Genomic DNA, 25,301 nt, shown 5'->3' on the forward strand with positions numbered 1-25,301 from the left:
GCCGTAGCGTGAGGTGACGGTCGGGTCAGTGAAGGGAACGTCATGCGCCGTTACCCACCGATCGCCGACCACGGGCTCATCGGCGACCTCCGGACGGCCGCGCTGATCTCCTCGGACGGAGTTCTCGACTGGTTCTGCGCGCCCCGTTTCGACTCGCCCAGCGTCTTCGCTGCCCTGCTCGACCACGACCGGGGCGGCCACTTCGCCGTCACACCCGAGGCGGACGGCGCGACGACGCGTCAGCTCTACCTCGCCGACACCGCCATCCTCGTGACGCGGTTCATGACGGAGGAAGGCGTCGGCGAGGTCGTCGACTTCATGCCGCCCGGTGACGCCGAAGCTCCCGCCGGTCCCCAGCGCGTCTTCAGGATTCTGCGCGTCACCCGCGGCACGGTCCGCTTCCGGCTCTCCTGCCGCCCCCGGTTCGACTACGGCCGCGGGGCGCACGAGCTCGACATGAGCGGGGGCGCGGCCCGTTTCACCGGTTCGGACACGACGGTGTTCCTGCACATCGGCCGTGACACTGCGGAGCCCGTGGAACTGATGCGCGAGGGACGGGACGTACGGGCCGGCCTGACGCTCAGCCAGGGGCAGCGGGCGGCAGCGGTACTGACCGTGTGCGGACCGGACGCCGAGACCCCGCCGGCGCCTACCGAGGCCGCCGTCCTGGACGCCTTCGGATCGACGTACGGCTTCTGGCACCGCTGGGTACGCCGCAGCCGCTACCGGGGCCGGTGGCAGCAGGAGGTCAACCGTTCCGCGATCACCCTCAAGCTGATGACGTACGCCCCGACCGGCGCGCCCGTGGCTGCGGTCACCACCGGGCTCCCGGAACGCCTCGGCGGCGAACGCAACTGGGACTACCGCTACACCTGGGTGCGGGACGCTTCCCTGTCCGTGAAGGCGCTGCTGGATCTCGGGTACGAGGAGGAGGCGGACGCCTTCCGGCGCTGGCTGGGCGCCCGCATCGCGACGGGCGGGACGGTCACGGGCGAGCCGCTGCAGATCATGTACCGGGTGGACGGCGACCCGCACCTGGGTGAGGAGGTCCTCGGTCACCTGGAGGGCTACCGCGGCTCCGCTCCCGTACGGGTCGGCAACGACGCCGCCGGTCAGCTCCAGCTCGACATCTACGGCGAGGCGGCGTACGCGCTGAGCCACGCCCACGACGCGGCCCAGCTCGCCGGCTACGACGGCTGGCGCAGGTTCAGTGACCTGCTCGACTGGCTGGCCCGCAGCTGGGACCGCCCCGACGAGGGCATCTGGGAGACCCGGGGCGGCCGCCGCCACTTCACGTTCAGCCGCCTGATGTGCTGGACGGCCTTCGACCGCGGCATCCGCCTGGCCACCGAGCTCGCCAGGCCCGCCGACGTCGCCGGCTGGACCACGGCCCGGGACGCCATCTTCGAACAGGTCATGGAGAGGGGCTGGAGCACCCGGCGCGAAGCGTTCGTACAGCACTACGACGGCGAGGTCCTGGACGCGTCACTCCTGCTCATGCCGGTGGTGGGCTTCCTCTCCCCGAAGGACCGGCGCTGGCTGTCGACCCTGGACGCCATGGAGCTCGAGCTGGTCTCCGACAGCCTCGTCCACCGCTACGACCCGCTCGCCTCACCCGACGGGCTGCGTGGCGACGAGGGCACCTTCTCGCTGTGCAGCTTCCTGTACGCAGGGGCCCTCGCCCGCGCGGGCCGGCCGGGTACGGCGAGGTACGCGTTCGACAAGATGCTCACCTACGCGAACCACGTCGGCCTCTTCGCCGAGGAGATCGGGCCGACCGGCGAGCAACTGGGCAACTTCCCGCAGGCGTTCACGCATGTGGCGCTCATCATGGCGGCGCTGGCCCTGGACGAGGAGCTGGACCGCGCGGGCGACTGAGCCGCCGCCCCGTCGTCGGGACGGCCCACGCGGCGCCCGCACCGCCGCGCGGCACGGAGCGTGCGGATGAGGAGCCCGCCGTTTCCGCGCCCGACCCGGAAGGCAGCGCCCACGCGCCCGACTTGCTCGGTGCACCTGGGGACGCCGGACGGCATGGTCGGGCACTGCCTAGGCGGTTTCGAGAGCGGCTCGCCATGCCGGGCTGTCCACGTAGTGGTTGTCGAAGTGCTCGGAGGACTCCTTGATCTCCTGCGGGCTTGCCTCTCCGCGCATCACCCGCCCGAGGAGCCGCAGGTAGTCGAAGCGCGGCATCCCCGGCGTGAAGACGAACAGAACGTCTGCTTCGGCGCCGGGGGCCGCCGCGAAAGCGTGCGGTGTGTGCGGCGGCACGATGAGCAGGTCGCCGGCGTCGAGGATCTTGACCTCCTGGTCGACGAGTACCCGCAGGGAGCCGCCGATGACGAAGAAGAGTTCGGACGCGCGGGTGTGGAAGTGCGCAGGGGCGCCGGCCGCGCCACGGGCGAACTGCGAGCGGTAACTGGTGAGCGGGCTGCCGTCCGTGCCGCAGTCGGCCAGCAGTGTCATGAGGCTGCTCGGGTCGCTGGTGGTCTCAGCGGAGGCTGCGCGGGTCAGAACCGGCTTCAGTGCGGCGGCGTTCATCGTCGTACTCCCTGTGTGAGCTGCGGCGGCGGGCGATTCCCGGGCTGCCGTGACTACGACTCTAGGCAGCCGAGAGACCCGCCGGCAGGTGCACTTCGACGCAGAAAAGATGGGTCAATTCCTGACCTCGGGGACGCTGTTCCTCGCCCTCGTGGTGCGGTCGGCAGGGAGGAAGCGCGGCGGGCCGGTGGTCAGGGCAGCCCGATGGGGGCTGCCCGCAGCGGGCGGCCGTTGAGCTCCTCGCAGCCTTCCTCGTCCCACCACATGCCACCGTCCGACGTGATGCAGGGGTGCAGTTCGCGGACGCCTCCGCCTTCGTGGAGCGCCTGCGCGACCGCGTGGAGCAGGCCGGCCAGATCGGGCCAGGAGTCGGTGAAGTCGCCGCCGCCGCTGTGGCCTGCCCAGCCCAGGCGCCCCGCGTCGGGACCTGGACGCCGGTCGATCACCTGCGCCGTGCCGTCGGCGCCTTCGGCCCAGGGAACCCAGAGCGGGTGCCACCAGGGCTCGTCGTCCCAGGGGTGGCAGACCAGGCCGTCATTCTCCGCTGCTGCGTCCATGCGGGTCCGCCAGTGCTCCATGATGCCGCTGACCGAGAGCGGGGACTGTTCCGGCAGCAGGGTCGTCCACTCGCTCACGCCGTTGTGGCAGCGCAGAGACTCAGCGAGATCACCGGGCAGCGGGATGCCGAGCATGCGTTCCGCCTCACGTATCTCGTCCGCGGTGGCGGGCGGATTGAGAAGGGTGGCATCGGATGCCACGTGGGTCGCCAGCCAGGCGTCGATCCGACGCCAGGACTCCGCCGGGGAAGAGATCCGCTGTGCCATGGCGCCATCGTGCCCCACGCGTCCGACCTGGCTGGTCGAGCCCCTGCCGATCGGCGCGGGGGCGTGGGTGGGTGACCGGTGGCGCTCATGGCCTGACGAGGACGACGAAGCCGGTCCGGCGCATGGTGCGCGGGCTTCGGGGGCACACGCACCTCACGGCGGGCTCCTGCGGCTGTTCCCCCTCGCCGCCGGAGCCGCCGCCCAAAGCGGACAGCAGCCCGGCTTCCCGGGCACGCGGCGGAGCCGCAACGCGGTGTCCCCCCGGCGGCCGCAGCGCCGTCACGCCGCTTGCCGGCCGAGCACGCGTGCGGCCGCCCACCGTGCGTACAGCAGATGGGCCACGACCTCCGCCGTCAGCAGTCCCACCACTTGCCAGGGTGCGAGGTGCCCGGCGAACGCGATGACCGCGAGCGGGACGCCGATGCCCGGGCCGGCCCAGGTTGCCACGATCAGCAGGCGGCGTCCGAAGCGCAGGGAGATGGCCGCGTGCGCCGCGTGGTAGAGCGCCAGACCGCCGGCCAGGGCGACCACCGCGCCGTGGGCGAGGTGGGTATGCCCTTGCCCCGCCTCCTCCACCGCGGTGGCCAGACCGCCCGCCATGGCGACCACGGCAGCCGTGACGAAGAAGTGGAGGAACCCCGTGACGTCCCTGGCCAGCGGGAACGCCGTCCGCTCCGTCGCCGCACCGAGCACGTGCTCCGCCGCCGCCGATCCGAAGTCGAAGTACGACCACCACAGAGCGGCCAGCATGACGAAACCGATGAGAGCGACCCAACCCGCGGCTGCTGTCCACTCGGCGTCCAGTGACGTGATCAGTCCGATGACCGACTCACCGAACACGATGATCACGAAGAGTCCCACCCGCTCCACCAGATGTCCCACGTGCAGCCTGCGGGGCATTCCTCCGGGCCGTGCCGTGAGCAGCACTCCGATCTCGGCCGAGAGCAGTACGGCCCACATCACGAACCGCCCCGGGGGCGGCACCAGCACCGAGGCGCCCCACCCGACCGCCGAGGCCAGGCAGTACGTCAGGGGCCGCCACCTCGGCACGAGGGATCCGCCGGGGACGAGCGCGCGGTGGGTGGAGGGCCACCAGAGGCCGAGCAGAACGATGCGGGAACCCGCGTACCCGAGGGCGTACGCGGCTGAGCGTTCATCCGTGGCTCCGGTCACGGCGACGGTCATCACCGCCAGGCACAGCATGGCGGTGAGCATGAGGAGTCGCCGGCGTGTGGAGTCCTCCTCGAAGAGGTTCGCCGCCACGGTGAGGTTGATCCACGTCCACCAGGGCGGGAAGTACAGCGCCAGGAAGATCGCGAAGTCGGCCGGTCCCGGGTCGCCGTGCAGCGAGTGCGCGAGCTGGGCGGCCAGAGCCACGAACACCAGGTCGAAGAACAGCTCCAACCACCCTGCGTGCCTGCTGTGCTCCACCCCTGGCGTCGCGGGGGAGGTGGGGTGAGCGGCTCCGTTCCCTTCCATAAGAGGACATACCACCACAGGGGCAGCCTCACGGCCATCCTTTCCCTGCTCGCACATCATGCTGTCCCCACGCATCAAGCCGCTGAGGATTCGGCGGAGTACGTCGGGGCGCCCGCTTCGCGGCGTACAAGCCGGGCAGCCCGGCTTTACACGCCGCTTTGCCTCGGCGGCTGCTCGCCGGGAGTCATTCGCGGGCGTGGAGGCCGGCTCCGGCGGCGAGATGAGGGGCCTGAGCGGCGGCGCTGGTCTGGATCAGGTGGTCGACGACGTCGGTGTGACTGTTCCGCCGGCGGTAGGCCGCTCGTTGGCGGTCGGCGCCGTTCCCCTCGGTGGCGAGGCGTTTGTGTGCGGCGTGCAGGAGCGTACGGTCGTCGGCGTCCGCCACGGCGGGCAGCGCCGTGTCCCACAGGCGGTCCAGGTGTACGGCGGCTGGTTCGAGCCGTCCGGTGTCCAGGTCGATGCTCTCTCCGCTCAGCCCGTCGCGAGCGGCGCGCCAGCATGCGGCGCGCAGCATCTCCGGCTGTGGTCGCGGCGCGGGCTCGCCGGCGCGCAGGGCAGCCATGGCGGTGAGGGCGAGGCCCTTCACGGCCCCAGCGAGCAGCACCGTGTCGTCCACGGTGGGGGTGGCGTCGGCGATGCGGACCTCCAGGGTGGGCACATGGTGGGAGGGGCGGATGTCCCAGTAGAGACCGCCGCGGTCCAGGAGCGTTTCGCTGGTGACGAGGCGGTCGAGCAGATCTTCGAAGTGGGTGGGGGACTCGAAGTAGGGGGGTGGCCCGGCCGCCGGCCAGCGACCCCACGTCAGGGTGCGCCAACTGGCGTAACCGGTGTCCTGCGCCGCCCAGTAGGGCGAGTTGGCGGTCATGGCGAGGAGAGCCGGCAGCCAGGGACGCAGACGGTTGCTCAGCTCGAGGGCCGTGGCAAGGTCGGGCACGCCGACGTGAACGTGGCAGGCGCAGACGCTCTGCTCGTAGTCCAGAGCGCCGAACCTGGCCAGGCTCTCCGCGTAACGGGGCCCGGGGGAGATCGGCGGGGGGTTGTGCTGCCCGAGTACGGGGGTGCCGCTGGAGATGATGCACAGCCCCAGCCGCGCCGCGGCGCGTGCGACGGCGTCGCGGGTGGCGCGCAGCTGCTCTCCCAGACCGGTGAGGCTGGTGTGCGGGTCGGTGCGGACCTCGACCTGGTAGCGGGTGAATTCGGTGGTGACCCGGTCGCCGAGCTCCCCGGCGGCCTGCGCCGCCACTTGGTCCGAGCGCGGGCTCAGTTGCCGCGATACCGGGTCCACCAGCAGGTACTCCTCCTCCACCCCCACCGTGACCGCCGGCGCCCGGGCCGGCAGCCCTTGACCGTCCGCGCTGTCCGTCGAAGGCCGCCCGCCGGCAGGTGTTCCCTTCTCACTCTTCATAGCGATCAGTCTGTCACGTAGAGTGATCGAGGTGGAGTGCGCCTTCCCGCCACCCACGCAGGGCGGTGGCCGCTTCGGTGCGGTGCCACGGGCCCCGTTGTCAGGGGCGGGCGAGATTGGCCAGTGCCGCGGCGAAGCTCAGTACGGCGGCCAGGACGGCGAGGACCAGCAACAGGAGGCGCAACACCTTCAGCGCGCGCGTGACTCTGGGCGGCGCTTCGTTCACCGGCCCCTCCGGTCGGTCGACATGGCCGTGCCAGTTGTTGACGGGCTCGACGGGGCTGGTGTCATCGTTTCGTTTCATTGCCTGACAACGGCCACGCCCCGTCGGAGGTTGGCGCAGGCGGGACTTTGTCACGGAATCGGGACGAGGGGCAGGGCCCTTGGGTGCGGCTGCGGAGAGGGCTGGAGGGCGCGTAACCCGTGCACAAGGCGGGCGGGGGCGGGCCGTCGCGCCGCTGCCCGGGTGCGACCGCCGGAGGGCGAGGGGCGAGGGTGCCGGATGCCGTTCGTAGCCGGGCCGTTTCGCGGCTACTACCCTTCAAGGACGTCGACTTGGCCGACCTCCGGTCGCCCCCGGTCCCGGACGCACGAGTCGTCGGCCCTCCCGAGGGGAGGCCGGGAGGGCCGACATGGCCTTCCCGCGTGACGGCACGCGTAGGGCCCAGAGACCTCCGCCGGCTGGAGGATCACCGCCGTCACAGCATTGCACTGGATTCAGCCACACAACAGGTGCGTGACTGAATCCGGCCGTAAGGCCGAGGGTGGGTCATCGGGTGCGTGCCCGCGCCCCTGGGGGCCGACCCGGCGCGGACCGGAGGGCGACGGAGCGATACCCGCCGCTCGGTCCGCCCCGGTGGGACGCAGGGCCGGTCCGTGCCGGTGGTCGAGACAGAGTGGTGAGCGGGGCCTGGGAGAATAGCGGGCATGGACATCTACCAGCGGAACAACGTCACCGTCTTGGGCAACCCCGAAGGGCCGGCGGTGGTGCTCGCCCACGGGTTCGGCTGTGATCAGAACATGTGGCGGCTGACCGTGCCCGCGTTGGTGGAGAACTACCGTGTGGTGCTGTTCGACTACGTGGGGTCCGGACGCTCGGACCTGTCGGCGTTCTCGGTGGACCGCTACGCCTCCCTCGACGGCTACGCCCGGGACGTGGTGGAGGTGTGCGAGGCGCTGGACCTGCGCGGCGCGGCGTTCGTGGGGCACTCGGTGAGTGCGATGGTCGGCGTGCTGGCCGCCGACCGGGCTCCTGAACGTATCGGATCGCTGGTGATGGTCGCTCCCTCTCCGCGGTACATCGACGACGACGGATACCGGGGCGGGTTCAGCGCGCAGGACATCGAAGAGCTGCTGGCGTCGCTGGAGTCCAACTACCTGGGCTGGTCGGCGGCGATGGCGCCGATGATCATGGGGAACGAGGGCCGCCCCGAGCTGGGGGAGGAGCTGAAGAACAGCTTCTGTGCCACCGATCCGGACATGGCGCGCGTCTTCGCCCGCACCACGTTCCTGTCCGACTCGAGGGACGATCTCCAGAGTGTGAAGGTTCCGACGCTGGTACTGGAGTGCACCCAGGACATGATCTCCCCCCGGGAGGTCGGCGCCTTCGTCCACGGGGCGATCTCCGGATCCACGCTGGTCACGCTCGACGCGACGGGTCACTGCCCGCACCTTTCGGCCCCCGAGGCCACCAACAGCGCGATCACCGGGTTCCTGGCGGGCCTGCGGTGATGTGCCGCACAGGGCAGGGATCCGACCCCTGCGACCCCTACGAAGCGAGCGACGGGACGGCGCCGGATGCGGCGTTCGCCGCATTGCTCGAGGACAGTGCCGAGGAACTCTACGAGAACGCGCCGTGCGGGTATCTGTCCACACTGATGGACGGCACCATCGCGAAGATCAACGCCACGCTGCTGGGCTGGCTCGGCCTGGAGCGCGAGGCGGTGGTGGGCCGGATGCGTTTCGCCGATCTGCTGACCGTGGGCGGCAAGCTGTACCACGAGACGCACTTCGCGCCGCTGCTGCGCATGCAGGGCGAGATCAGCGGCGTGGCTCTGGAGATCAAACAAGCCGGAGGCGACCGGCTGCCGGTGCTGGCCTCATCCGTGGTCAAGAACGGCAGCACGGGAGAACCGCTGCTCATCCGCACCACCGTCTTCGACGCCCAGGACCGCCGCGCCTACGAGGAAGAACTTCTGCGCAGCCGGAAAGCGGCGGAAGAGGCGCGCGAACAGGCCGAGGCGGACCGTGCGCGGCTGCAGGACGCCCTCGCCGTACTGCAGCAGTCGCTGCTGCCCGCCAGCCTGCCGCCGGTACCAGGAGTGCAGACGGCCGCCCACTACCACACCGCGTCCCCCGACCGGCTCGGCGGCGACTTCTACGACGTGTTCTCCGTCGACGGCAAGCGCTTCGCCTTCTTCCTCGGCGACGTGTGCGGCAAAGGCCCGCAGGCGGCCGCTGTCACCTCGCTGACCCGCTACACCCTGCGCGCCGCCGCCCTGCACGACCCGGACCCCGTCTCCGCCCTGAACACCCTCAACCAGGTGCTCCAGGAGCGCTACAGCGGCGGCGACCCGCGCTACTGCACCGCGATATTCGGTGTCCTCGAACCCGACCCCGTGACCGGGAAGGTCGCCGTTCGCATCGCTTCGGGCGGCCACCCTCCGGCTCTCGTCCTGCGTGCCGACGGCACAGCCGACTTCCTGCCCACTCCCGGCGGCCTCCTCGTCGGCGTGCTGCCCGCAGCGCACTTCGCCACCGCCACCACCACCCTCGCCCCCGGGGACACCCTCCTGCTCTACACCGACGGCCTCACCGAGGCCCGCACGGGCGAGGACCGCGCCACCCTGTACGGCGACGAGGCCCTGCGCGACTTCGCCGCCGGCCACGCCGGCAAGTCCCCGCAAGCCGTCATCGAGGCACTGACCTGCCTGCTGGACGACTTCGGCGACGGCCTCGACGACGACACCGCCCTGCTCGCCCTCGGCGTCCCCGCCGCCGGCCCTAGGACGAAGAACCAGCGATGAGTCCCCTGGAAATCACCACACGCGACACCGCGACCGGCCCCGTGCTGGCGATCACCGGCGAGTTCGACTTCACCAACGCCACCACACTGCGTGAACTGCTCACCACGCTCACCGTCCAGCCCGGGCAGCGCCTCGTTCTCGACCTGGCCGGCATGAAGTTCTGCGACTCCAGCGGCATCACGGCCCTGATCGCCGCCCGCAACCACGCCCACGCGACCCAAGCCGACATCGCACTCGCCGCCGTCCCCGACCGCACGCTGCGCATCCTGCGCATCGTCGGCCTCGACCAGATCTTCCCGCTGTACCCCGACGCCGACACCGCCACCCGTTCCTGACCTCCGAGGACGCGAAGGAACGCGGCAACGGGTGTCCGATCGCCGGAAGACGTGCGACGAGACCGTGCTCGCACCGAGCCAGGCACCGTACCGCTCAATCGGGCGACCGCCTCAAGACGCGCCGCACAGCGCGTCAAAAGTACGGCCGTGGCGTATCACTGCGTCGGTACTGGCAAGATAGGCCCGTTGTCCGGGAAGGCCCGGGAGAAACGGTTTCGTACGGGGCTCCCGGGATCACGGTTGTCGCTGAGGAAGAGGAGTGGTGAGGTGCCGGTGGAGAGGCTGGTGATCACGCCGGCGGTGGTGGAGCGGGATGCGGTGCTGGCGCTGGCCGGTGAGCTGGACATGGGCTGCGAGGCGCTGCTCGCCGGAGCGGTGGCCGAGATGCTCGAAGCGGGCTACCGACGCGTGGTGCTGGACTGCGCGGACATCTCGTTCTGTGACTCACGCGGGTTCAGCGCGCTGCTGGTGACCCGGCAGGCCGTCCAGGAGGCGGGCGGGGCCCTGGCGCTGGCCGCGGTTCCTGAGCGCCTGGACAACCTGCTGACGCTCGTCGGGGCACAGGAGATCTTCACCATCGCCTCCACCGTCGAGCAGGCGCGCCTGCTGCTCGCCGATTGCCCGGACGACACCGACGCCGAGCCGACATAGCCCGGGGCGGTCGCGCGTGGTCGGGGGCGAGGCGTCCCGCCGATCCGCGTCAATCCCGCATACGGGCGTCCACCTGCGTTTTCGCTCCGTACCGGCATCTGGCATCCGGCACTTCGAAAGCCCGGAGACGGCGCGGCACGAGACCTTGTGGCGCCGCGCTCCACCGGGTCTGACCTGGTCGTTTCCCCCTTACAACAACCTCCTGCATCCGCCGCCGGAGCGGGCGGACGTGAGGGTTGCGATCGTCGTGCCGCCGGGCCTCCGTCCGGTCTTCTCCGCCCATGGGGGATACTGGACCCAGGCAGCAGGTGACCGAGGGGCGAGGGCGTGGACAGTTCGGGGGAGGCGGGTGCGCTGGAAGCGTCGTCGGCCCCGTCCATGGGCGCTTTGAGCGTGCATCCGTTGACAGACCGCCCCGGCTGGCAAGCGGTGGGCGAAATCAGCCTGAGCACACGTTCCGCCTGGGAACAGACACTGCACCAGCTTGCCCTGAGCGACGAAGAGGCGTGCCACTTGGAGCTATCCGCGATCACCTTCGTCGACATCGCTGGTGTCTCTGCTCTGGCGGTAGCAGCACAGAGCCTTCCGGAGGGGCGACGCATCGTGCTCGAGGCGCCACCTGCCGCAGTGCGGCGCGTGATGGACATGTTCTGGCCGGACCTGCCCACCGTAGAGGTGGTGTCCTGATGACTGCCCAGACAGCCGAACCGTTCGTTCATCCCGCCTTGTTCTACCGGGGCGAGGAGGAGTACCTGCACGGCACGGTGCCCTTCATCCGCGACGGGTTGACGGCCGGGGAACCGGTGGCGGTCGCCGTGCCCGGGCCGAACCTGGCGATCCTCAGGAAAGCCCTGGGCACGGATGCCTCGGACGTACGGTTCCTCGACATGACCGACGTCGGGCGCAACCCCGGACGCATCATTCCCAGGGTGCTGCGCGCCTTCGCGGACGCACATCGCGAGACGCGGGTGCGGATCATCGGTGAGCCGATCTGGGCCGGCCGCAGCAGCGTCGAGTACCCGGCGTGCGTGCAGCACGAGGCACTGATCAACCCGGCGTTCCAGGGCCGGGACGTCACCATCCTCTGTCCGTACGACGCCGAACGCCTTGACGAGCAGGTGCTCACCGACGCGTACGCGACACACCCCGTCGTCATCTCCGGCGGCCAGGAGCACCTCAGCACGGCCTATGCTCCCGAGCACGTGGTCGCGCACTACAACCAGCCCCTGGCGCACACGGCGACGACCGAAGAGGTCGCCTTCGACGCCGACGCCCTGCCCGGCGCCCGGTACTTCGCGGTCTCGCGGGCCAAAGAATTCGGCCTCTCCGGGATCCGCCTCGAGGACGTGGCGCTGATCGTGGCCGAGTTGACCACCAACAGCGTCGTGCACGGCGGTGGGTCGGGCACCATACGGGTGTGGGCCGACGACGGCCAGGTGGTCTGCGAGGTCCGTGACCACGGAAACCTGAGCGATCCGCTCGCCGGACGCCGCCCGGCCACCCGCGACCAGCAGGGCGGCCGGGGCCTGCTCCTGGTGCATTACCTGTCCGACCTGGTACGCATCCACACCGGCCCCGACGGCACGGCGATCCGCTGCTACATCAGCCGCTGATTTGGTGCCGGTGCCGGTGTTGTTGTGGCCGGGGGCGTCCTCCCACCGCAGGTGATCGACACGATCCCGGTGGTCTGGTCATCGCCATAGGGCCCACCTGGGCACAGTGACTTGGCGCTGAACCCGTGCTTGCGAGTCGCATGGGGGCGGGGCATAGGCAGAAGAAGCTCAAGCGTGGCGTCCACCGCTCCGTCCAAGTCCTCTAACGCGACATCCGGGCCTGGCTCGCTGAAAAACTGGAACGAGCACCACAGACCGTTCGCCTGGACGAAGACTGCCTACGAGATCCTCGACAAAGACGCGGCTTACTGCCACCGAATCCCTGGTTCGGATCGTTGGCTCACTGCTGGTTCCGTCATCCGGTCAGCGAAGCGATTCAGTCCGGGCGACGAAGCGGGCGAGTTCCTCGGCGGCGCCGCGGGGCAGGCTGGCCGCCGCGGCCTCCGGCAGGGCCATGAGCACGGTGTGCAACCGTATCGCGAGGTCCGGGAACAGGGCCCAGGCCGACGCCGGAACGTTCACAGCGGCAAGCAACGGGTCACCCTCGTAGAAGTAGGCGTCAAGCATCGGCTCGTCATCCTCTGACGCCCGCGGACGCGCGACCCTGCACGGTTCGGCCAGTCTGCTCGGCTACGGGAGGAGTTGTCGTCCGGTGATGCCGCCGACCTTCAGCGCTGTCGCAGGCGAGAGCCGGTCACGGCGAACGGGGCTGCCGGCGCGCAGAGATGGGAAGGTAGGAACGCTCACATCTGCTCACCGGAGGCGAATCTTCGACATGGCCGTCATCCACCAGACCGACCTCAAGCCGTCCAAGCTCGACCTGCTCACTTCGTGGCTTCCCTCCCGGCCGTGGTTCCACGGCGGCGCGGGCGAACCGCAGCTGGCCAAGGCCGGCGGTTTCCGGCTGGACGATCCGCAGGGCGAAGTCGGGATCGAGTTCATCGTGGTCACCGACACCTCGGGCGCCCACCCGGCCGCCTACCTGGTGCCACTCACCTATCGCGGGGCCCCGCTCGACGGCGCGGACCACGCTCTCGTCGGCACCATGGAGCACGGAGTGCTGGGGCGGCGCTGGGTCTATGACGGCTGTCACGACCCGGTGTTGGTCGCCCGGCTGCTCGCCCTGATCGAGGGGCGCGCCCAGGCCCAGGACCAGAACATCAGCGACACCCCGGACCGTGAGGTCACCCGCTCCTTCACGGGTGACGGCTCCGCACCCGCGGACTTCACCACCTCCACGGACGACCACGAGGGCACCGAGCTGTGGGTCCCGCACGGTGTGGCCCTCCGCGTGCACAGGGCCCTGCGTCCCGCTCCCGACGGCCCGTCCGTTGTGCCGCAGGGAGCGACCGGCCACGTCGGCGGCGCATGGCTTCTGCCGGACGGGACGCGCGCCCGGGGCCTGTTTGCCGTCCTGCACACCGCTCCTCGGTCCTGAGCCATGTCACTTCGAGCAGTTGGTCCGCCGCGCAGGTCCTCCCCAACAGGGGGCCACGACGGCGGACCGGAGATGTGCGACGGGCAGCCCCTGCGATGCGCCGTCAGTCGTCACCGAAGCCGCGGAACGTTCCGGAGTCGTCAACGGCGTCGGCGAAATCGGCGAAGTCCATGTTCGCGATGCTGAGGTTCGCCGACACGTCGGGAAACCATTGAGCAGGCACCCGGAACGTCCGCCCCGGCTCATCCGCCAGGTCTACGGCAAGGAGCGGGCGCGACGGGTCCGCCATGGTGGTCGAGTCCGCGAGGAAGACCTGGACGACGTGGTCGTCTTCATCCGCCGCGGCCTCCTCATCCACCAGCGTCCGGATGCCGACCTGGGCGAAGCGCGGATCACTGACATACGTGGCGTGGCGGTGTTTGTCCGCGGCGTCGAGCGCGGCTTGGACTTCGTCCCAGGATGATGCGTCGCCGAAATCGGTACGCAGGACCAGCGAGGTCAGATCATCGGGCTGCGGCAGGGGCATACAGGCGATTCTCTCAGGCACCTGTGACATCAACACTGTGGTTCATGTGCGCGCCCGCAGTGCGCCAACGCTGTTCTCGGCGAGTTCGGGCGTGCGCTCGACGCCGAGGCGGACCTGCTCGTGCGGCTGTACGAGATCGTCGCTGTGGCGGTACGACGGGTCCTCTTCAGTTTCCAGCGTGAGCATTCCCGTAACCAGAGGTGAGGCGGTGGCCGGACGGCCGTCGTCACGGCTATCGATCGTCGAGCTCTCCGTCCGCGGGAATCCCGCGACGGGCGAACTCGTCAGTCCGTCGCGGGCTTGGTGCGGCGGGCGTAGGCGCGGGCGGCGCGGGCACGGTCGCCACAGCGAGTGGAGCACCAGTGCCGACGGCCGTGGCGCAGGAGGTAGCGGGTGCAGGGGGTGGAGCCGCAGGCGGTGAGGCGTTCCGCGTCGGGGGAGGTGAGGAGGTCGGCGGCGTCGGCGGCGAGGGTCGCCAGGGCGTGGTTCACGATCTCGCTGGTGGGATGTTGGGTGGCGCGGTAGGGGCCGTTCTTCTCGTCCCACTGAAGCAGTGGAGCCGTGGGGACCCGGGTCATCGCGTCGTTGATGGCCGTGACGGCGGCGGGCAGCGCGGGAAGCCCCGCAGCGCGGGAGGCGAGCAGAGATCTGATCTGTTCGCGCAGCGAGCGCAGTAGCGTCGTGCACATCTCCAGCATGCCGGCGTCCACCGGGGCGAGACCGCGCTCCGTCAGCCAGTGGTTGGCCTGGGCGGGAGTCCCCAGGAGATCGACCGTGTGCCCTCCGGGCAGCCTGATCGCGCTGTTGGCGAGGGCGAGGGAGAGGTACTCGTCCTCGCCCTGTGCGGGGGGCAGGGCGGGTTCTTCCGTCACGGGCTCCTTCATATTCCTCATGGTACGGCTTGTGTCTGTCCGTGAGAACTGGTTACAGTCGTCTCACGGTTCAATCACATCTATCCGTGAGGTAGTGCGTCGTGTCTTCTTCCACCCCAACGACCGACCAGTTCCCGGTCCGTGTTTTCGGCGGCCCGACCGCCCTCTTCGAGTACGGAGGCCTGCGCTTCCTGACCGACCCGACCTTCGACGGTCCCGGCGACTATGTGACGCCCGGACCGACCCTGACGAAGACCGCACCCTCCACCGCGGCGCCTGCGGACCTCGGCCCCATCGACGTGGTCCTGCTCTCGCACGACGAGCACGCCGACAACCTCGACAACGCCGGCCGCGCCCTGCTCGCCGACGTCCCGCTCACCCTCACCACCCCCAGTGGCGGTGAGCGTCTAGGGGAGAAGGCCAAGGGCCTGGCGGACTGGGAGTCCGTCGAGCTGGACCGTCCTGACGGCGGAACGGTGACAGTGACCGGCGTACCGGCCGTGCACGGTCCTGGGACGCGAGAGGAGACGGAGCCGATCAGCGGCCAGGTAGTCGGCTTCGTTCTGACGGGCGAGGGGCTGCCCACCGTCTACGTCAGCGGCGACAACGCCTCGCTCGAAGCGGTCAAGGAGATCGCCGAGCGTTTCGCTCCGGTCGACACCGCCATTCTCTTTGCCGGAGCCCCCCGCTTCCCCGGTCTCTTCGGCGGCGCGCTGATCGTCCTGGACAGTGCGCAGGCCGTCGAGGCCACGGGCATACTCGGCGCCCGTCGCGTGGTTCCGGTCCACCACGACAGCTGGGCCCACTTCACCGAAGGCCGCGACGCATTGGAAGCCGCCTTCGCGTCCGCCGGCCTGGCCGACCGCCTGGACGAGGACTGGGTTCAGCGCGCCTGAGGGGGCGGCCGAGCCGGCGACGGCTCCAGGGGCGACGCGCAGTCCGACAGCGAGTCCTCCCAGCCGGTCCCGATCCGGTTGGGGGCCCGGCACCGAACCGGGCTCCCAGCCGAACGGGGGAGCGCGCCCTGACACGCCGCTCGCCCGGTGCCGGACGGTGAGCAGGTCGGGGTGGGCACCGCTCACCGATAGCCTTCGTCCTCATGATGCGTGCGTGGATCTTGCCGATGCTGCTGTTGCTCTGCGGCGTGTTCGTTGCGGTCGGGGCGGTCATGAGGGGGAGTCACAGCGCAGCCGCAGGACTCCTGCTGCTGTTCGTACTGCTCGCAGGCGTGAACTCGCCTCTGCTCTTCCCGCGGTCGATCGGTGCGCTGGAGGCGCAACGCCGCAGCGCGGTCGACGGCCGGCCGGTCGTGTATTGGCGGTCGGGGTGCACGTACTGCCTGCGACTGCGCATCCGATTGGGCATCAGCGCCAGCAGGGCGCACTGGGTCGACATCTGGCGCGACCCGGCTGGAGCGTCAGTGGTGAGGGCAGCCAATGACGGCAACGAGACAGTGCCGACCGTCGTCGTTGCGGGACGGCCGCACGTCAACCCCGATCCGCAGTGGGTGCGCGAACAGCTCTGATCTCCCGGGTGATCGGAAGCGGTGCCGTAGCGCAGGGGCGTTCGCAGAAGCTGAGGCAGTGAGCAGGGTCGTCGCACGTTCCCCCCTGTGTTCGGCGCAGTCGGATCTGCGGGCGCTCATGTCACTGCGAGGCCGACGCTCAGGGCTCCTGTGAGACACACCGTCGCGGTGTGCATCGGCGCGCTACGCACGATGGGCAAGCACTCCGGACCTGCGGATCGGCGAACCGAGGACGTCGTCGATCTCTGCCGATACGGCACCGAGGAACTCCTGACCGAACAGGCACAGTGAATGTTCCCAGGGGTGACCGAAGCTGCCGGTCAGGAAGTCCTCGGAGAGGTACGCGTAGTAGTCGCCGTCGGGATACGGGCTCAGGGGCCATCGCCCTTGTCCCGAGCTTCCGACAAGGTGAGGCGCGAAACGGTACGAGGCGTGCTGCCAGTCCAGCGCGAACAGTGTGCCGTGCGGAGCAACGCAGGCTCTCAATCCCCGCCTTACCGTCTCAACGAGTCGGTCGAGCCGCTCGCATTCGGGGTCGTCGTCCAACGAAGCCAAGCTCCAGGTGACGGAGTGGACTGGCTCCTTGATCGCCGGCCACGTGCGGGGGCTCATGCCGGGCCGAAAGGAGAAGTGTGCGTAGAAGCGGTCCCACACGTCGCGGTACTCGGCTTCCGGAAGCTGGACAACGGGCTCATTCGTCACCGGCAGATCCTACCGACCGGTCACCTGGCTGCCCGTCTGCGTGTCGCTCATGGGACTACGGCAGGGCCGTGGCGAGGCGCTGTGGGTGGCTCAGCCCTGCTGCAACGGCGTCCTCAACAATGCGAGTGCGGCGAAGTGCGGTTGGCTCGTATGATCGCGAACGGGATGGGGCTCGTAGCGCAGTGGTTGTCGCGCCTTCACCGCATGTGGGAGGACGCCGGTTCGAATCCGGTCGGCCCCATCCCGCCTCGCGTGCTGGCCGCGGTCGCACGCGAACCGTCGCCCGAAGCCAGGGGCAGCCTTGCCCCGGCCTGTGCGGCAGCAGATCATGCGCAGATGAGACCCGAAGTCCACGCATTCGTCGCCGATGGCCCGCTACCCGACTGGGACGGCGATGAGGCAGTGATCGACCGGCGCGTCAAGCAGCTCGCAGCCATCTCCAGGCCCGTCACGGCCGAGGAGGCGCATGGCTTGGCCGACTGCTTCGGCCCTGATGACTGCTACGGCGTCGCCTGGACGCTGCTGCACCTCATCGAGACCGGCCCAGGTCCGCTGCCAGTGGTGCAGCGGCCCGGCCCGAATGCCGACGAATGGCACCGGACGCTCTGGAACCGGTGGGGCAGCCCTGGGGCCCCCGACGACGACTTGGACAGTTGAGGCCAAGCGTGGCCGAGCGACCGCGGTCGCGGACGCGCGCCTGTTCAATCAATGACCGCGGTGGCTTCGACTTCGACCAGGGGGTCGGGCCCGGCCAGCGCCGCGACGCCCACCCCGGTGAACGGCGGGGCCGCGGTGATCCCCGGCTTCGCGGAGGCCCTCGCGACACCCTCCATGAACAGGGGGATCTTGTCGGGGGTCAATGACGCGTGCCTACTCTCTCGCGCGGGAGATCTTCTTGGACGTCGCCAACAAGTGGGCGCTCCTGATCATCGAGGCCCTGGGAGAAGACGCCCTTCGCTTCAGCGAGTTGCGGAAAGAAGTGGAAGTCTTCAGTCACAAGATGCTTACGCAGAACCTGCGCATGCTGGAGCGCAACGGACTGGTCGAGCGGACTGCGAATCCCACCGTGCCGCCGCGGGTCGAGCACACCCTTACCGAACCGGGCCGAGCCCTGCGAGCGACCGTCCACGTCATGTGCGACTGGACTCACCAGTACCTCGGACGCATCGACGCCTCCCGCCGCCGCTTCGACGCCTGACGAGTGGGGCGCTCGCATGCGGCGGCTTCCACATGCGGCCGTTCGGGCAGGGAACGCAGGGGCGAGCAAGGCAGGCGGCCTAGGTGAGCAAGGATGCGTGGTTGCCACGGCGCAGTGCGCCCCGGCGGCTCCGTGCGGTTCCGGGGCGGCGTACCTCCTCCGGCTGCCTCGGGCCGGCAGATTCTACGAACCGGACTCCGGCACTCTGCTGTTCGACGGCCGGCCGGCCGAAGAGCTGAGCCGCGCGGAGTGCCGCTCACGCATCGCCGTGGTGGACCAGAACACGCACGTGGTCCAGGGCACGCTGCGCGACAACATCACGTACGGTGTCCCCGACGCCTCGCAGGCCGAAGTCCGGCGCGTGGTCGAACTCGCCCAGCTCACAGGCGTCGTCGAGCGGCTGCCCGGCGGACTGTCCGGGCTGCTCGGCGAACGCGGCGGCACACTCTCCGGGGGCGAACGGCAGAGGGTGGCCTTGGCCCGAGCCCTGCTCGCCCGGCCGTCGCTGCTGCTGCTCGACGAGCCGACGTCCCACCTCGACGCCGTGAACGAAGCGGCGCTCACCCGTGTGATGCGGGACGTGGCCCAGGAGTGCGCGGTGCTGGTGATCGCCCATCGGCTGTCCACGGTCCAGCACGCCGACCGGATCATCGTGCTGGACAAGGGCAGCACCGTCGCGGTCGGACGCCACGAGGAACTGCTCATCAGCAGCCCCGTGTACCGCGAACTGGCCGCCGGACAGATGCTGCGGCCGGCGACGACCCGCTCCACACCGCCGATGTGACGGTTCGTTCGTACAAGGACCTCCTCCGGCAGTGGGGCGGTGCATCCCCCGGAGGGCGGAGACGGTCCGCCTCGGCGGACGAAGCGCGGCTGCCCTGACCACAACCAGCATGTACGTCATGACATCAGCGACCGCTCCTGTGCCTGCCCCCGTTCCCGCGCCCGTCTGGGCCCGCCGCGCCGCTCACGCCGTCGCGCTGTGCGCAGCCCCGTCCGGCCTGTGGCGCATCGCCATGGCGTCCGGTGTGTATGTGGGTTACAGCGACCGAGTGCTGCGCGACGTCTTCGACATCCCGGGATGGGGCGTCGCGTACGTCGTCGGCCTCTCCGTGCTGACCGAACTTGGCGCGCTGTTCCCGCTGCTGCTCGTCAGCGACCGGTGGCGGCCGCTGCGACCCCGCACTCTCACCGCGCTGGGCTGGGCCGTCTCGGCCGTCCTTGTCCTGCTGGCACTGTGGCAACTCGTGGTCGCTTTCACGGTCGAGAGCCAGACGTACATGTCCAGCGACACGGCACAGGTTGTCTGGGGCTTCGCCTTCGCCCCGCTGTTCGCCGTCCCGGCCTTGCTGACCGCGGTGACGTGGTCGTACGCGAGACGGCACCGGGGGGGCGGCGCAGCAGCTCCAGCAGATGGCCGTCCGTGGCAGGAAGATCCGCTGCCGCACCTCGGATTTCAGGTGCGTCCCCCATCCATCTCCACGCGGGCCAGGTGGCCAATCGTCGGACCGTCCCCGCGTGCGCGGAGAGCAAACTTCGTGACCTGCGGCTCTATGGTTGACCCACGCGGTTTTGCGGCCCTCTCACCGATTCCGGAATACCGCCCCCTGCGCAGGGGGGTTTTGGTGGCATGCGCCGGGAGCGCGCGCTCGGCTTCGCCCGTCGGGCATGATCTGAGGAAGAAACGGGCCGGGGTGGCGCGGAGGACGCGCCTGACCCGGGACACGGGCTGGGGGCGCGGGGTGCAGTGGGGAACGCTGGTCGCCACGCTGGGCGGCGGTTTGATCGCGATAGCGGGTACGGTGCTGGCCGACCGCCCGCGCACCCGCCAGGAACACCGCCGCGGCGTTCAAGCGCGCCGCCGGGACGTCTACACGGAGTTCATCGCGGCGGCGGGCACGGCGCACACCGAACTGCGCCGCCTCGCGCAGAACGGCGCCGGGGCGACCGGCTTGGAGGAGGCGAGTCGCGCAGCGCTGACGGACGCCCGCATCTACGAGGTGCGCGAGCGCCTGTTCATCGAGGCCAGCGCCCGGACCGCGGGCGCCGGGCAGACCATGTTCGAACGCCTCCGCGCCCTCCGGAAGGCGGTCGCCGCGGGCGCCGGCATCTCTGCCCCCGCGTTCCACGACGTCTACCACCCCTACCTGGATGCCGTCTGGGCCTACCGCGAGGCCGTCCGCGAGGAACTGGAGGGCCACGCCCTCGCCCCGTCCGACTTCGGCTGGTCCGTGTGGGACGGCCGCGAGCGCTGCCCACACTGCGCGGAGCGCGGGGCCGTCACGGCGTCCGGGCAGGGCTGACCCCTCACCGGTCGGTGACAGCGATGCGCGCCCGCCCGTATCCGTACCGTTCTGTACCAGCACGGAGTTCCAGCCGACGCCCAGCCGCACGGCCGGGCGCGCGGACTGCTGCTGTAGTCAACGACGGCTGCAGGGACACAGCTGCTACTCGGTCCGCGGCGAGCGGGCCGAACTCAGTGTCGGCCGCTTTGCCCACCACGGGCACCCAGGTCACCGGCGGTCGCCACCCAAACCGGCCCAAGCGTCTTCCCGAACGATGTACTGCCAGCACCGGCGGGCTCGCTGAAACGCCATCGGCGCCTCGCCGGCCTCGGTCCTCAACTTCGGTGACAGCAGCGGGAGACGGCTCGTCAGCGCTGACCGATCCCGGGCAGCCACTTCTGTCACCACGCTGCCGCGGCTGACTGATGGAGCGTGGATGGTGTGCGGTCGCCTGGAGAGCCGACGCTCGCCCAGGTCCGCGGGACGGTTCCCAGGCGCGCGTACTGTCCCGGCGACTGCCCTGCAAAGCCAAGTCGACGGCTGGCCCGCGCGGTGCCGCCACGCAAAGGGGCACGCGACGCGTCTCGCCGCGGCAGGCCCGTCCCAGAGTCAGCGTCCCTTGCGAATGCGGGCCGCCGCGCGGGCTTCCGCTGTCTTACGGGACTCTGCGGCCTTACGGGACTCCTTCGCCGCGCGGCCCGGACGGGTACCAAGGCCGCGGAAGGGGGCGTTGCCGCCGCTGTTCTTGGCCTCGATCGGCGGGCGCTTGGCCCCTGTGATGGTGGTCAGCTTCTCCTCGCCGGACCGGACATGTGTGACAGTCGGCCGGATGCGGGCGTCGCTCATCATCCGGTTCACATCGCGCCGCTGGTTGGGGGCGACGAGGGTGACCACGTTGCCGGACTCCCCGGCGCGCGCCGTGCGGCCGCCACGGTGCAGGTAGTCCTTGGCGTCGGCCGGCGGGTCGACGTTGACGACCAGGTCGAGAGCGTCGATGTGGATGCCCCGCGCCGCGACGTTCGTCGCCACCAGCACGGTGATCTCGCCGTCCTTGAACTTGGCGAGCGTGTGCGTGCGCTGCGGCTGCGACTTCCCGCTGTGCAGTGCGGCAGCCGGTACGCCGCTGGCCCGCAGGTGTCGGGTGAACTGGTCCACGCCCGCCTTGGTGTCCAGAAACATCAGTACGCGGCCGTCGCGGGCGGCGATTTCGGTAGCGATCGCGTACTTGTCGGCGGCGTGGATGTGCAGAACGTGGTGTTCCATCGTAGTCACCGAGGCCGCCACCCGGTCGACCGAGGCGAGCACCGGGTTGTGCAGGTAGCCCTGCACCAGTTGGTCCACGTTGCGGTCGAGCGTGGCCGAAAACAGCAGCCGCTGCCCGTCGGCGCGGACCTGGTCGAGGATCTCCGAGACCTGCGGCAGGAAGCCCAGGTCGCACATCTGGTCCGCCTCGTCCAGCACGGTGATCCGCACCTGATTCAGGTGGCAGTCACGGCGCGAGACCAGGTCGGCCAGCCGGCCCGGCGTCGCGACGACCACGTCCACGCCGGACCGCAGCAGCGCCACCTGCCGGTTGATCGACAGCCCGCCGACCACCGTCGCCAGTCGTACGTGCAAGGCCTGCGCGTAGGGCGCCAGCGCGTCGCTCACCTGCTGTGCGAGTTCCCGGGTCGGCACCAGGATCAGGGCGAGCGGCCGCTTCGCATCCGCTCGCAGGCCTGCGGTCCGGGCGAGCAGCGCGAGCCCGAAAGCGAGCGTTTTGCCGGAGCCGGTCTGCGCGCGGCCGAGGACGTCCCGGCCGGCCAGCGCGTTGGGCAGCGTGGCCGCCTGGATCGGGAAAGGCTCCTTCACCCCGAGGCCGATCATTGTCTTCAGCACTTCGGGCGGCAGGCCGAGAGCGTCGAAGGACTCGGCCGGCGGCAGGCCCGGAGTGACCGACGACGGGGTGGAGATGTCTCCCCGTGGCGCAGTCGCCCGCTTGGGCTCGTCGGCACGAGGCTGTCCAGGAGCGGGCGTCATGGCGTTCATGGGGGAACCTTCCTCGGTCAGGCGCCCGGAACGCGCCGGGGACGGTACCTCTTGGTACCGTCCCCGGCGGTTGAAGCGTCCCCCGACTTTACCAGCGGGCGACCGGAGGCCCGAAGGTCCGGCCGACCTGTGCGCAGAACGAAGGACGTGTAGGCGTACTCACGCAAGATCGGAAAGGGGGGACGTACTGCCCTCCGGATACTCACCCGCGTCGGCGACCTGGCTGTGAGCAGTGGCCTCCGGCTACCGGCTCGACCGCCAGGAGCTGGGCCGTGCCGCCGACATGCCGAGCCGTATGCCCTCGAGGTGGGGGAGCGGCCCGCGGCCAAGCGGACGCAGCATGTTGCTTCAACGGGAGGAGGACTGAGTAGGGTCCGGCTCCGACACGGCGCCCGCACGCCCTCCCGGCCAATATCGCTACAGCATGGAGCGTAACGCTGCAGGTCACAGGCGAAGAGGAATCTCTGCACACCTCTTGACTCACTGGGTCTACTCGCCAGTAGCCTCCTCGTGCGCCGCCCCCCACGGACGCCGATTCCCCGCGAGGCATGCCATGAAGAAGAGTGTGTTTCCCACTGCCCTGGTGAGCCTCCTGCTCACCTCGGCTGCTGTGTCCCCGGCCCACGCGGTCGCCGGAACCTCCACCTTCGGTCCCGCCAGCAACCCGATTCTGTTCGTTCACGGTTACAACTCGTCCGGCTCGTACTGGAACGCCATGGCCGGTGATTTCAGAGCGGACGGCTGGCCGTCCACCCACCTGCGGCAGTGGAGTTACGACACCCGGCAGTCCAACGCCACCACCGCTCAGCAGATCGTCACGGAGGTCGACCGGCTGCTGGCCGCCACGGGAGCGTCCAAGGTCGATGTCGTGACGCACTCCATGGGCGGGCTGTCGAGCCGCTATTACGCGAAGAACCTCGGGGGCAGTCAGAAGATCGACGCATGGGTCTCGCTGGGCGGCCCGAATCACGGAACCGACTGGGCGAACGGGTGTTACGACGCCTCCTGCGTGGAGATGCGCATCGGGTCGGCCTTTCTCGGGGAGCTCAACTCGGGCGACGAGACACCCGGCAGTCCTCGGTACGCCACGTGGTGGTCGCCGTGCGACGCGGTCATCAATCCGGACAGCAGTGTCGCCCTCAGCGGCGCGACGAACACGAGGACCGCCTGCTTGGGTCACAACGCCCTGGGCTCCGACGAGACGGTGTACGGGCAGGTACGGGACCACGTCAATAGCTGATCAGCGCGTCGGGTGACACGGCAGCGACGCCTTTCTCTCCTCCTCGACACCACGGCACACTTCAGCACCAGCGAACGCAAGGGGCCGGCCCTGACGGGAATCGCCGTGCGCGTGCGACTGGTGCGCGGTGGACCGTCCGCACGATCGACCGCCACCAACTCTCGGCGGACGGGGCGGTGGCCTCATTTTTCCGGATCAGGCAACAGCCTGATCCCGGCCTGGTGACGAACGAGATCCGGCCACTGCCCTCCGGTGCCGGCCCGCGCTACGTTGACGTCAGACCTCAACGGCGTCCGGTGAGCGGTGCCTTGTCAGAAGGAGAGAAGATCATGCGCGGAGGCGGCGGAAGCCCCGAGGCTCGAAGACGGTCGCTGGCTGCACTGACCCTCTGCGCGGTGTTGGCCCTGACGGGCTGCAAGGCGGAGAACGGTACCGCGAAGGGGGCCGCCGACGGGACGCCTTCCGCCTCGGTCAGCCCTGTCACCCCCGCCCCGGGAGCGAGCGCCGCCGCCCCGACGGGCACCGCACCGGCCGCGAAGCCCTCCACGGCCGTCAAGCCCACCCTGGGCGGCGGCTCGGCAACGATGCCGGCTGGGGAGAAGCCCAAGCCGCCCGCGCCGAGCACCACCTGCGACCACAAGATGCCCATCTCGCCGGACGAGATCGCCGTCAACCGCTACACCCCCGAGGGCGGCTTCCACAGCCTCATCGTCAAGCACGGCAACTGGGGCTGTGGCGCGCCCGACACCGACGGTGCACCCTTCGAGACAGTCGGTGTGGAGACATTCATCCCCATCGCGGAGGATGCGAAGATCACGGCTGTCACCCCGATCGTCGAGAGCACCGAGAACAAGAAGATCACTCTCCAGAACCTGATCGACTGGCTCGTCTCCCACCCCGATCAGGGGCTCGTGTTCCGCTACCACATCGGCCCCGGTGCGGAGATCGACACCCTGGACCAGGTCTTCACCCCCTGAACGGACCGGGGGTCCGCCCCACAGTGGTCCCCTCACGGCGGACCGACTGGCAGAGCCGAGCAGCGCCAGGGACTCTCGCAGACGCGCGCGTACCGCCCCCGTACTCGACAGCAGGCAGCCGACACGTGGCGCGTGAGTCGGGCCGCCATGGAGGGCAAAGCTGGTCCTATGATGGCGTCATGGCCGTCGACCTGTTCGCAGGCATCCCCGTGAACGACTACGCAGCGGCGCTGGCCTGGTATCAGCGGCTGCTCGGTTCCCCGCCGACGTTCGTCCCCAATGAGACGGAGGCGGTGTGGGAACTGGCGGAACACCGGTATGTGTATATCGAGCTCCGTCCGGGGCGAGCCGGCCACGCCGTGCACACCATCTTCGTCGACGACCTCGACATCCGAGTCGCCGGCATCGCCGATCGGGGCCTGAAGCCCACGAATCGCGAGACCTACTCGAATGGCGTGCGCAAGGTGACGTACCAAGATCCGGACGGAAACGACATCGGTTTCGGTGGCGCTCCGCTCGATCTCGTCGGCCAGCCTCCGGAGTGACCTACCGCCACCGCCCGCCTGTCTCCTGACAGCGTTGTTCAGGCCAAGGGAGAAGCCCGGGCGCGGAGAACCTGAGCGCGGGCGCTGCCGCCTC

The 25,301-nt window shown here is 70.0% G+C and carries 27 protein-coding genes, 1 tRNA gene and 2 pseudogenes; 18 read left to right on the top strand and 12 right to left on the bottom strand.

Annotation, left to right across the window (positions count from 1 at the left end; translation table 11 throughout):
* Window positions 1-42: 42 nt before the first annotated feature.
* Window positions 43-1,878 (top strand): glycoside hydrolase family 15 protein, encoded by a 1,836-nt coding sequence (locus AC07FK_RS12645; RefSeq protein WP_479104867.1) that lies wholly within the window; start codon window positions 43-45, stop codon window positions 1,876-1,878.
* A gap of 168 nt (window positions 1,879-2,046) precedes the next feature.
* On the opposite strand, the gene AC07FK_RS12650 is transcribed toward AC07FK_RS12645, so the two are convergent.
* The 5 genes from AC07FK_RS12650 to AC07FK_RS12670 form a co-directional block, all read right to left on the bottom strand.
* On the bottom strand, window positions 2,047-2,538 hold the full coding sequence (locus AC07FK_RS12650) for a cupin domain-containing protein (protein ID WP_479104868.1): 492 nt from the start codon (window positions 2,536-2,538) through the stop codon (window positions 2,047-2,049).
* Between the two features lie 191 nt (window positions 2,539-2,729).
* Window positions 2,730-3,362 carry an SMI1/KNR4 family protein gene (locus AC07FK_RS12655; protein WP_479104869.1) on the bottom strand — a complete coding sequence of 211 codons (633 nt, stop codon included), beginning with the start codon at window positions 3,360-3,362 and terminating at the stop codon, window positions 2,730-2,732.
* A gap of 279 nt (window positions 3,363-3,641) precedes the next feature.
* Window positions 3,642-4,766: a low temperature requirement protein A gene (locus AC07FK_RS12660; protein WP_479104870.1), complete on the bottom strand. Its 1,125-nt coding sequence runs from the start codon at window positions 4,764-4,766 to the stop codon at window positions 3,642-3,644.
* Window positions 4,767-5,025: 259 nt separating this feature from the next.
* The gene (locus AC07FK_RS12665; RefSeq protein WP_479104871.1) at window positions 5,026-6,246 is read right to left on the bottom strand and encodes a carboxylate-amine ligase; all 1,221 of its coding nucleotides are present in this window, start codon (window positions 6,244-6,246) and stop codon (window positions 5,026-5,028) included.
* Window positions 6,247-6,346: 100 nt separating this feature from the next.
* A complete protein-coding gene (locus tag AC07FK_RS12670) occupies window positions 6,347-6,550 on the bottom strand; it encodes a hypothetical protein (protein ID WP_479104872.1) in 204 nt (67 codons plus the stop codon).
* A 623-nt stretch (window positions 6,551-7,173) separates the two neighbouring features.
* Between AC07FK_RS12670 and AC07FK_RS12675 the strand changes: the two genes are divergently transcribed.
* From AC07FK_RS12675 to AC07FK_RS12700, 6 genes are all read left to right on the top strand, one after another.
* Window positions 7,174-7,977: an alpha/beta fold hydrolase gene (locus AC07FK_RS12675; protein WP_479104873.1), complete on the top strand. Its 804-nt coding sequence runs from the start codon at window positions 7,174-7,176 to the stop codon at window positions 7,975-7,977.
* On the top strand, window positions 7,977-9,272 hold the full coding sequence (locus AC07FK_RS12680; protein ID WP_479104874.1) for a PP2C family protein-serine/threonine phosphatase: 1,296 nt from the start codon (window positions 7,977-7,979) through the stop codon (window positions 9,270-9,272). Before AC07FK_RS12675 ends, AC07FK_RS12680 begins: the two co-directional genes overlap by 1 nt.
* On the top strand, window positions 9,269-9,607 hold the full coding sequence (locus AC07FK_RS12685; protein ID WP_479104875.1) for an STAS domain-containing protein: 339 nt from the start codon (window positions 9,269-9,271) through the stop codon (window positions 9,605-9,607). Before AC07FK_RS12680 ends, AC07FK_RS12685 begins: the two co-directional genes overlap by 4 nt.
* Window positions 9,608-9,874: 267 nt before the next feature.
* Window positions 9,875-10,258, top strand: coding sequence for an STAS domain-containing protein (locus tag AC07FK_RS12690; RefSeq protein ID WP_479104876.1), 384 nt, complete (start codon window positions 9,875-9,877; stop codon window positions 10,256-10,258).
* Window positions 10,259-10,585: 327 nt separating this feature from the next.
* Complete coding sequence (locus AC07FK_RS12695) at window positions 10,586-10,945, top strand: STAS domain-containing protein (protein WP_479104877.1); 360 nt, start codon at window positions 10,586-10,588, stop codon at window positions 10,943-10,945.
* Window positions 10,945-11,871 (top strand): anti-sigma factor RsbA family regulatory protein, encoded by a 927-nt coding sequence (locus AC07FK_RS12700; protein WP_479104878.1) that lies wholly within the window; start codon window positions 10,945-10,947, stop codon window positions 11,869-11,871. The genes AC07FK_RS12695 and AC07FK_RS12700 overlap by 1 nt, the downstream gene beginning before the upstream one ends.
* A gap of 363 nt (window positions 11,872-12,234) precedes the next feature.
* Here the strand turns inward: AC07FK_RS12700 and AC07FK_RS12705 are convergent, their stop codons facing one another.
* A complete protein-coding gene (locus AC07FK_RS12705) occupies window positions 12,235-12,438 on the bottom strand; it encodes a hypothetical protein (RefSeq protein ID WP_479104879.1) in 204 nt (67 codons plus the stop codon).
* Between the two features lie 208 nt (window positions 12,439-12,646).
* On the opposite strand from AC07FK_RS12705, the gene AC07FK_RS12710 reads away from it, so the two are divergent.
* Window positions 12,647-13,309, top strand: a complete 663-nt coding sequence (locus AC07FK_RS12710) for a maltokinase N-terminal cap-like domain-containing protein (RefSeq protein ID WP_479104880.1) — start codon at window positions 12,647-12,649, stop codon at window positions 13,307-13,309.
* Window positions 13,310-13,412: 103 nt separating this feature from the next.
* Here AC07FK_RS12710 and AC07FK_RS12715 read toward each other — a convergent pair whose 3' ends face one another.
* From AC07FK_RS12715 to AC07FK_RS12725, 3 genes are all read right to left on the bottom strand, one after another.
* A complete protein-coding gene (locus AC07FK_RS12715) occupies window positions 13,413-13,835 on the bottom strand; it encodes a DUF6924 domain-containing protein (protein WP_479104881.1) in 423 nt (140 codons plus the stop codon).
* 42 nt (window positions 13,836-13,877) lie between these two features.
* Complete coding sequence (locus tag AC07FK_RS12720; protein ID WP_479104882.1) at window positions 13,878-14,021, bottom strand: hypothetical protein; 144 nt, start codon at window positions 14,019-14,021, stop codon at window positions 13,878-13,880.
* Between the two features lie 98 nt (window positions 14,022-14,119).
* Window positions 14,120-14,719, bottom strand: a complete 600-nt coding sequence (locus AC07FK_RS12725) for an ABATE domain-containing protein (protein WP_479104883.1) — start codon at window positions 14,717-14,719, stop codon at window positions 14,120-14,122.
* A gap of 89 nt (window positions 14,720-14,808) precedes the next feature.
* Between AC07FK_RS12725 and AC07FK_RS12730 the strand changes: the two genes are divergently transcribed.
* Both AC07FK_RS12730 and AC07FK_RS12735 read left to right on the top strand, forming a co-directional pair.
* The gene (locus AC07FK_RS12730; protein WP_479104884.1) at window positions 14,809-15,603 is read left to right on the top strand and encodes an MBL fold metallo-hydrolase; all 795 of its coding nucleotides are present in this window, start codon (window positions 14,809-14,811) and stop codon (window positions 15,601-15,603) included.
* Window positions 15,604-15,806: 203 nt separating this feature from the next.
* Window positions 15,807-16,232, top strand: a complete 426-nt coding sequence (locus AC07FK_RS12735; RefSeq protein ID WP_479104885.1) for a glutaredoxin domain-containing protein — start codon at window positions 15,807-15,809, stop codon at window positions 16,230-16,232.
* Window positions 16,233-16,415: 183 nt separating this feature from the next.
* Here the strand turns inward: AC07FK_RS12735 and AC07FK_RS12740 are convergent, their stop codons facing one another.
* Window positions 16,416-16,934: a DUF2716 domain-containing protein gene (locus tag AC07FK_RS12740; protein WP_479104886.1), complete on the bottom strand. Its 519-nt coding sequence runs from the start codon at window positions 16,932-16,934 to the stop codon at window positions 16,416-16,418.
* Window positions 16,935-17,101: 167 nt separating this feature from the next.
* Between AC07FK_RS12740 and AC07FK_RS12745 the strand changes: the two genes are divergently transcribed.
* A tRNA-Ala gene (locus tag AC07FK_RS12745) sits at window positions 17,102-17,175 on the top strand.
* Between the two features lie 95 nt (window positions 17,176-17,270).
* Window positions 17,271-17,591: a hypothetical protein gene (locus AC07FK_RS12750; protein WP_479104887.1), complete on the top strand. Its 321-nt coding sequence runs from the start codon at window positions 17,271-17,273 to the stop codon at window positions 17,589-17,591.
* Window positions 17,592-17,635: 44 nt separating this feature from the next.
* On the opposite strand, the pseudogene AC07FK_RS12755 reads toward AC07FK_RS12750, so the two are convergent.
* Window positions 17,636-17,791: pseudogene (locus tag AC07FK_RS12755) on the bottom strand (RidA family protein); the annotation flags it as partial.
* 2 nt (window positions 17,792-17,793) lie between these two features.
* Between AC07FK_RS12755 and AC07FK_RS12760 the strand changes: the two are divergent.
* The 3 genes and pseudogenes from AC07FK_RS12760 to AC07FK_RS12770 all read left to right on the top strand — a co-directional run bounded on the left by AC07FK_RS12760 (window position 17,794) and on the right by AC07FK_RS12770 (window position 20,435).
* Window positions 17,794-18,132, top strand: coding sequence for a winged helix-turn-helix transcriptional regulator (locus AC07FK_RS12760; protein ID WP_479104888.1), 339 nt, complete (start codon window positions 17,794-17,796; stop codon window positions 18,130-18,132).
* Window positions 18,133-18,304: 172 nt separating this feature from the next.
* Window positions 18,305-18,916: pseudogene (locus AC07FK_RS12765) on the top strand (ATP-binding cassette domain-containing protein); the annotation flags it as partial.
* A 118-nt stretch (window positions 18,917-19,034) separates the two neighbouring features.
* Window positions 19,035-20,435 carry a hypothetical protein gene (locus tag AC07FK_RS12770; RefSeq protein WP_479104889.1) on the top strand — a complete coding sequence of 467 codons (1,401 nt, stop codon included), beginning with the start codon at window positions 19,035-19,037 and terminating at the stop codon, window positions 20,433-20,435.
* A gap of 591 nt (window positions 20,436-21,026) precedes the next feature.
* On the opposite strand, the gene AC07FK_RS12775 is transcribed toward AC07FK_RS12770, so the two are convergent.
* Window positions 21,027-22,445, bottom strand: a complete 1,419-nt coding sequence (locus tag AC07FK_RS12775) for a DEAD/DEAH box helicase (RefSeq protein ID WP_479104890.1) — start codon at window positions 22,443-22,445, stop codon at window positions 21,027-21,029.
* Between the two features lie 553 nt (window positions 22,446-22,998).
* On the opposite strand from AC07FK_RS12775, the gene AC07FK_RS12780 reads away from it, so the two are divergent.
* The 3 genes from AC07FK_RS12780 to AC07FK_RS12790 all read left to right on the top strand — a co-directional run bounded on the left by AC07FK_RS12780 (window position 22,999) and on the right by AC07FK_RS12790 (window position 25,207).
* Window positions 22,999-23,685, top strand: a complete 687-nt coding sequence (locus AC07FK_RS12780; RefSeq protein ID WP_479104891.1) for an esterase/lipase family protein — start codon at window positions 22,999-23,001, stop codon at window positions 23,683-23,685.
* Window positions 23,686-24,080: 395 nt separating this feature from the next.
* Window positions 24,081-24,662, top strand: coding sequence for a hypothetical protein (locus tag AC07FK_RS12785; protein ID WP_479104892.1), 582 nt, complete (start codon window positions 24,081-24,083; stop codon window positions 24,660-24,662).
* A 179-nt stretch (window positions 24,663-24,841) separates the two neighbouring features.
* On the top strand, window positions 24,842-25,207 hold the full coding sequence (locus AC07FK_RS12790; RefSeq protein ID WP_479104893.1) for a VOC family protein: 366 nt from the start codon (window positions 24,842-24,844) through the stop codon (window positions 25,205-25,207).
* Window positions 25,208-25,301 lie beyond the last annotated feature (94 nt).

It is taken from the genome of Streptomyces sp. NPDC046122 (genome assembly GCF_056429965.1).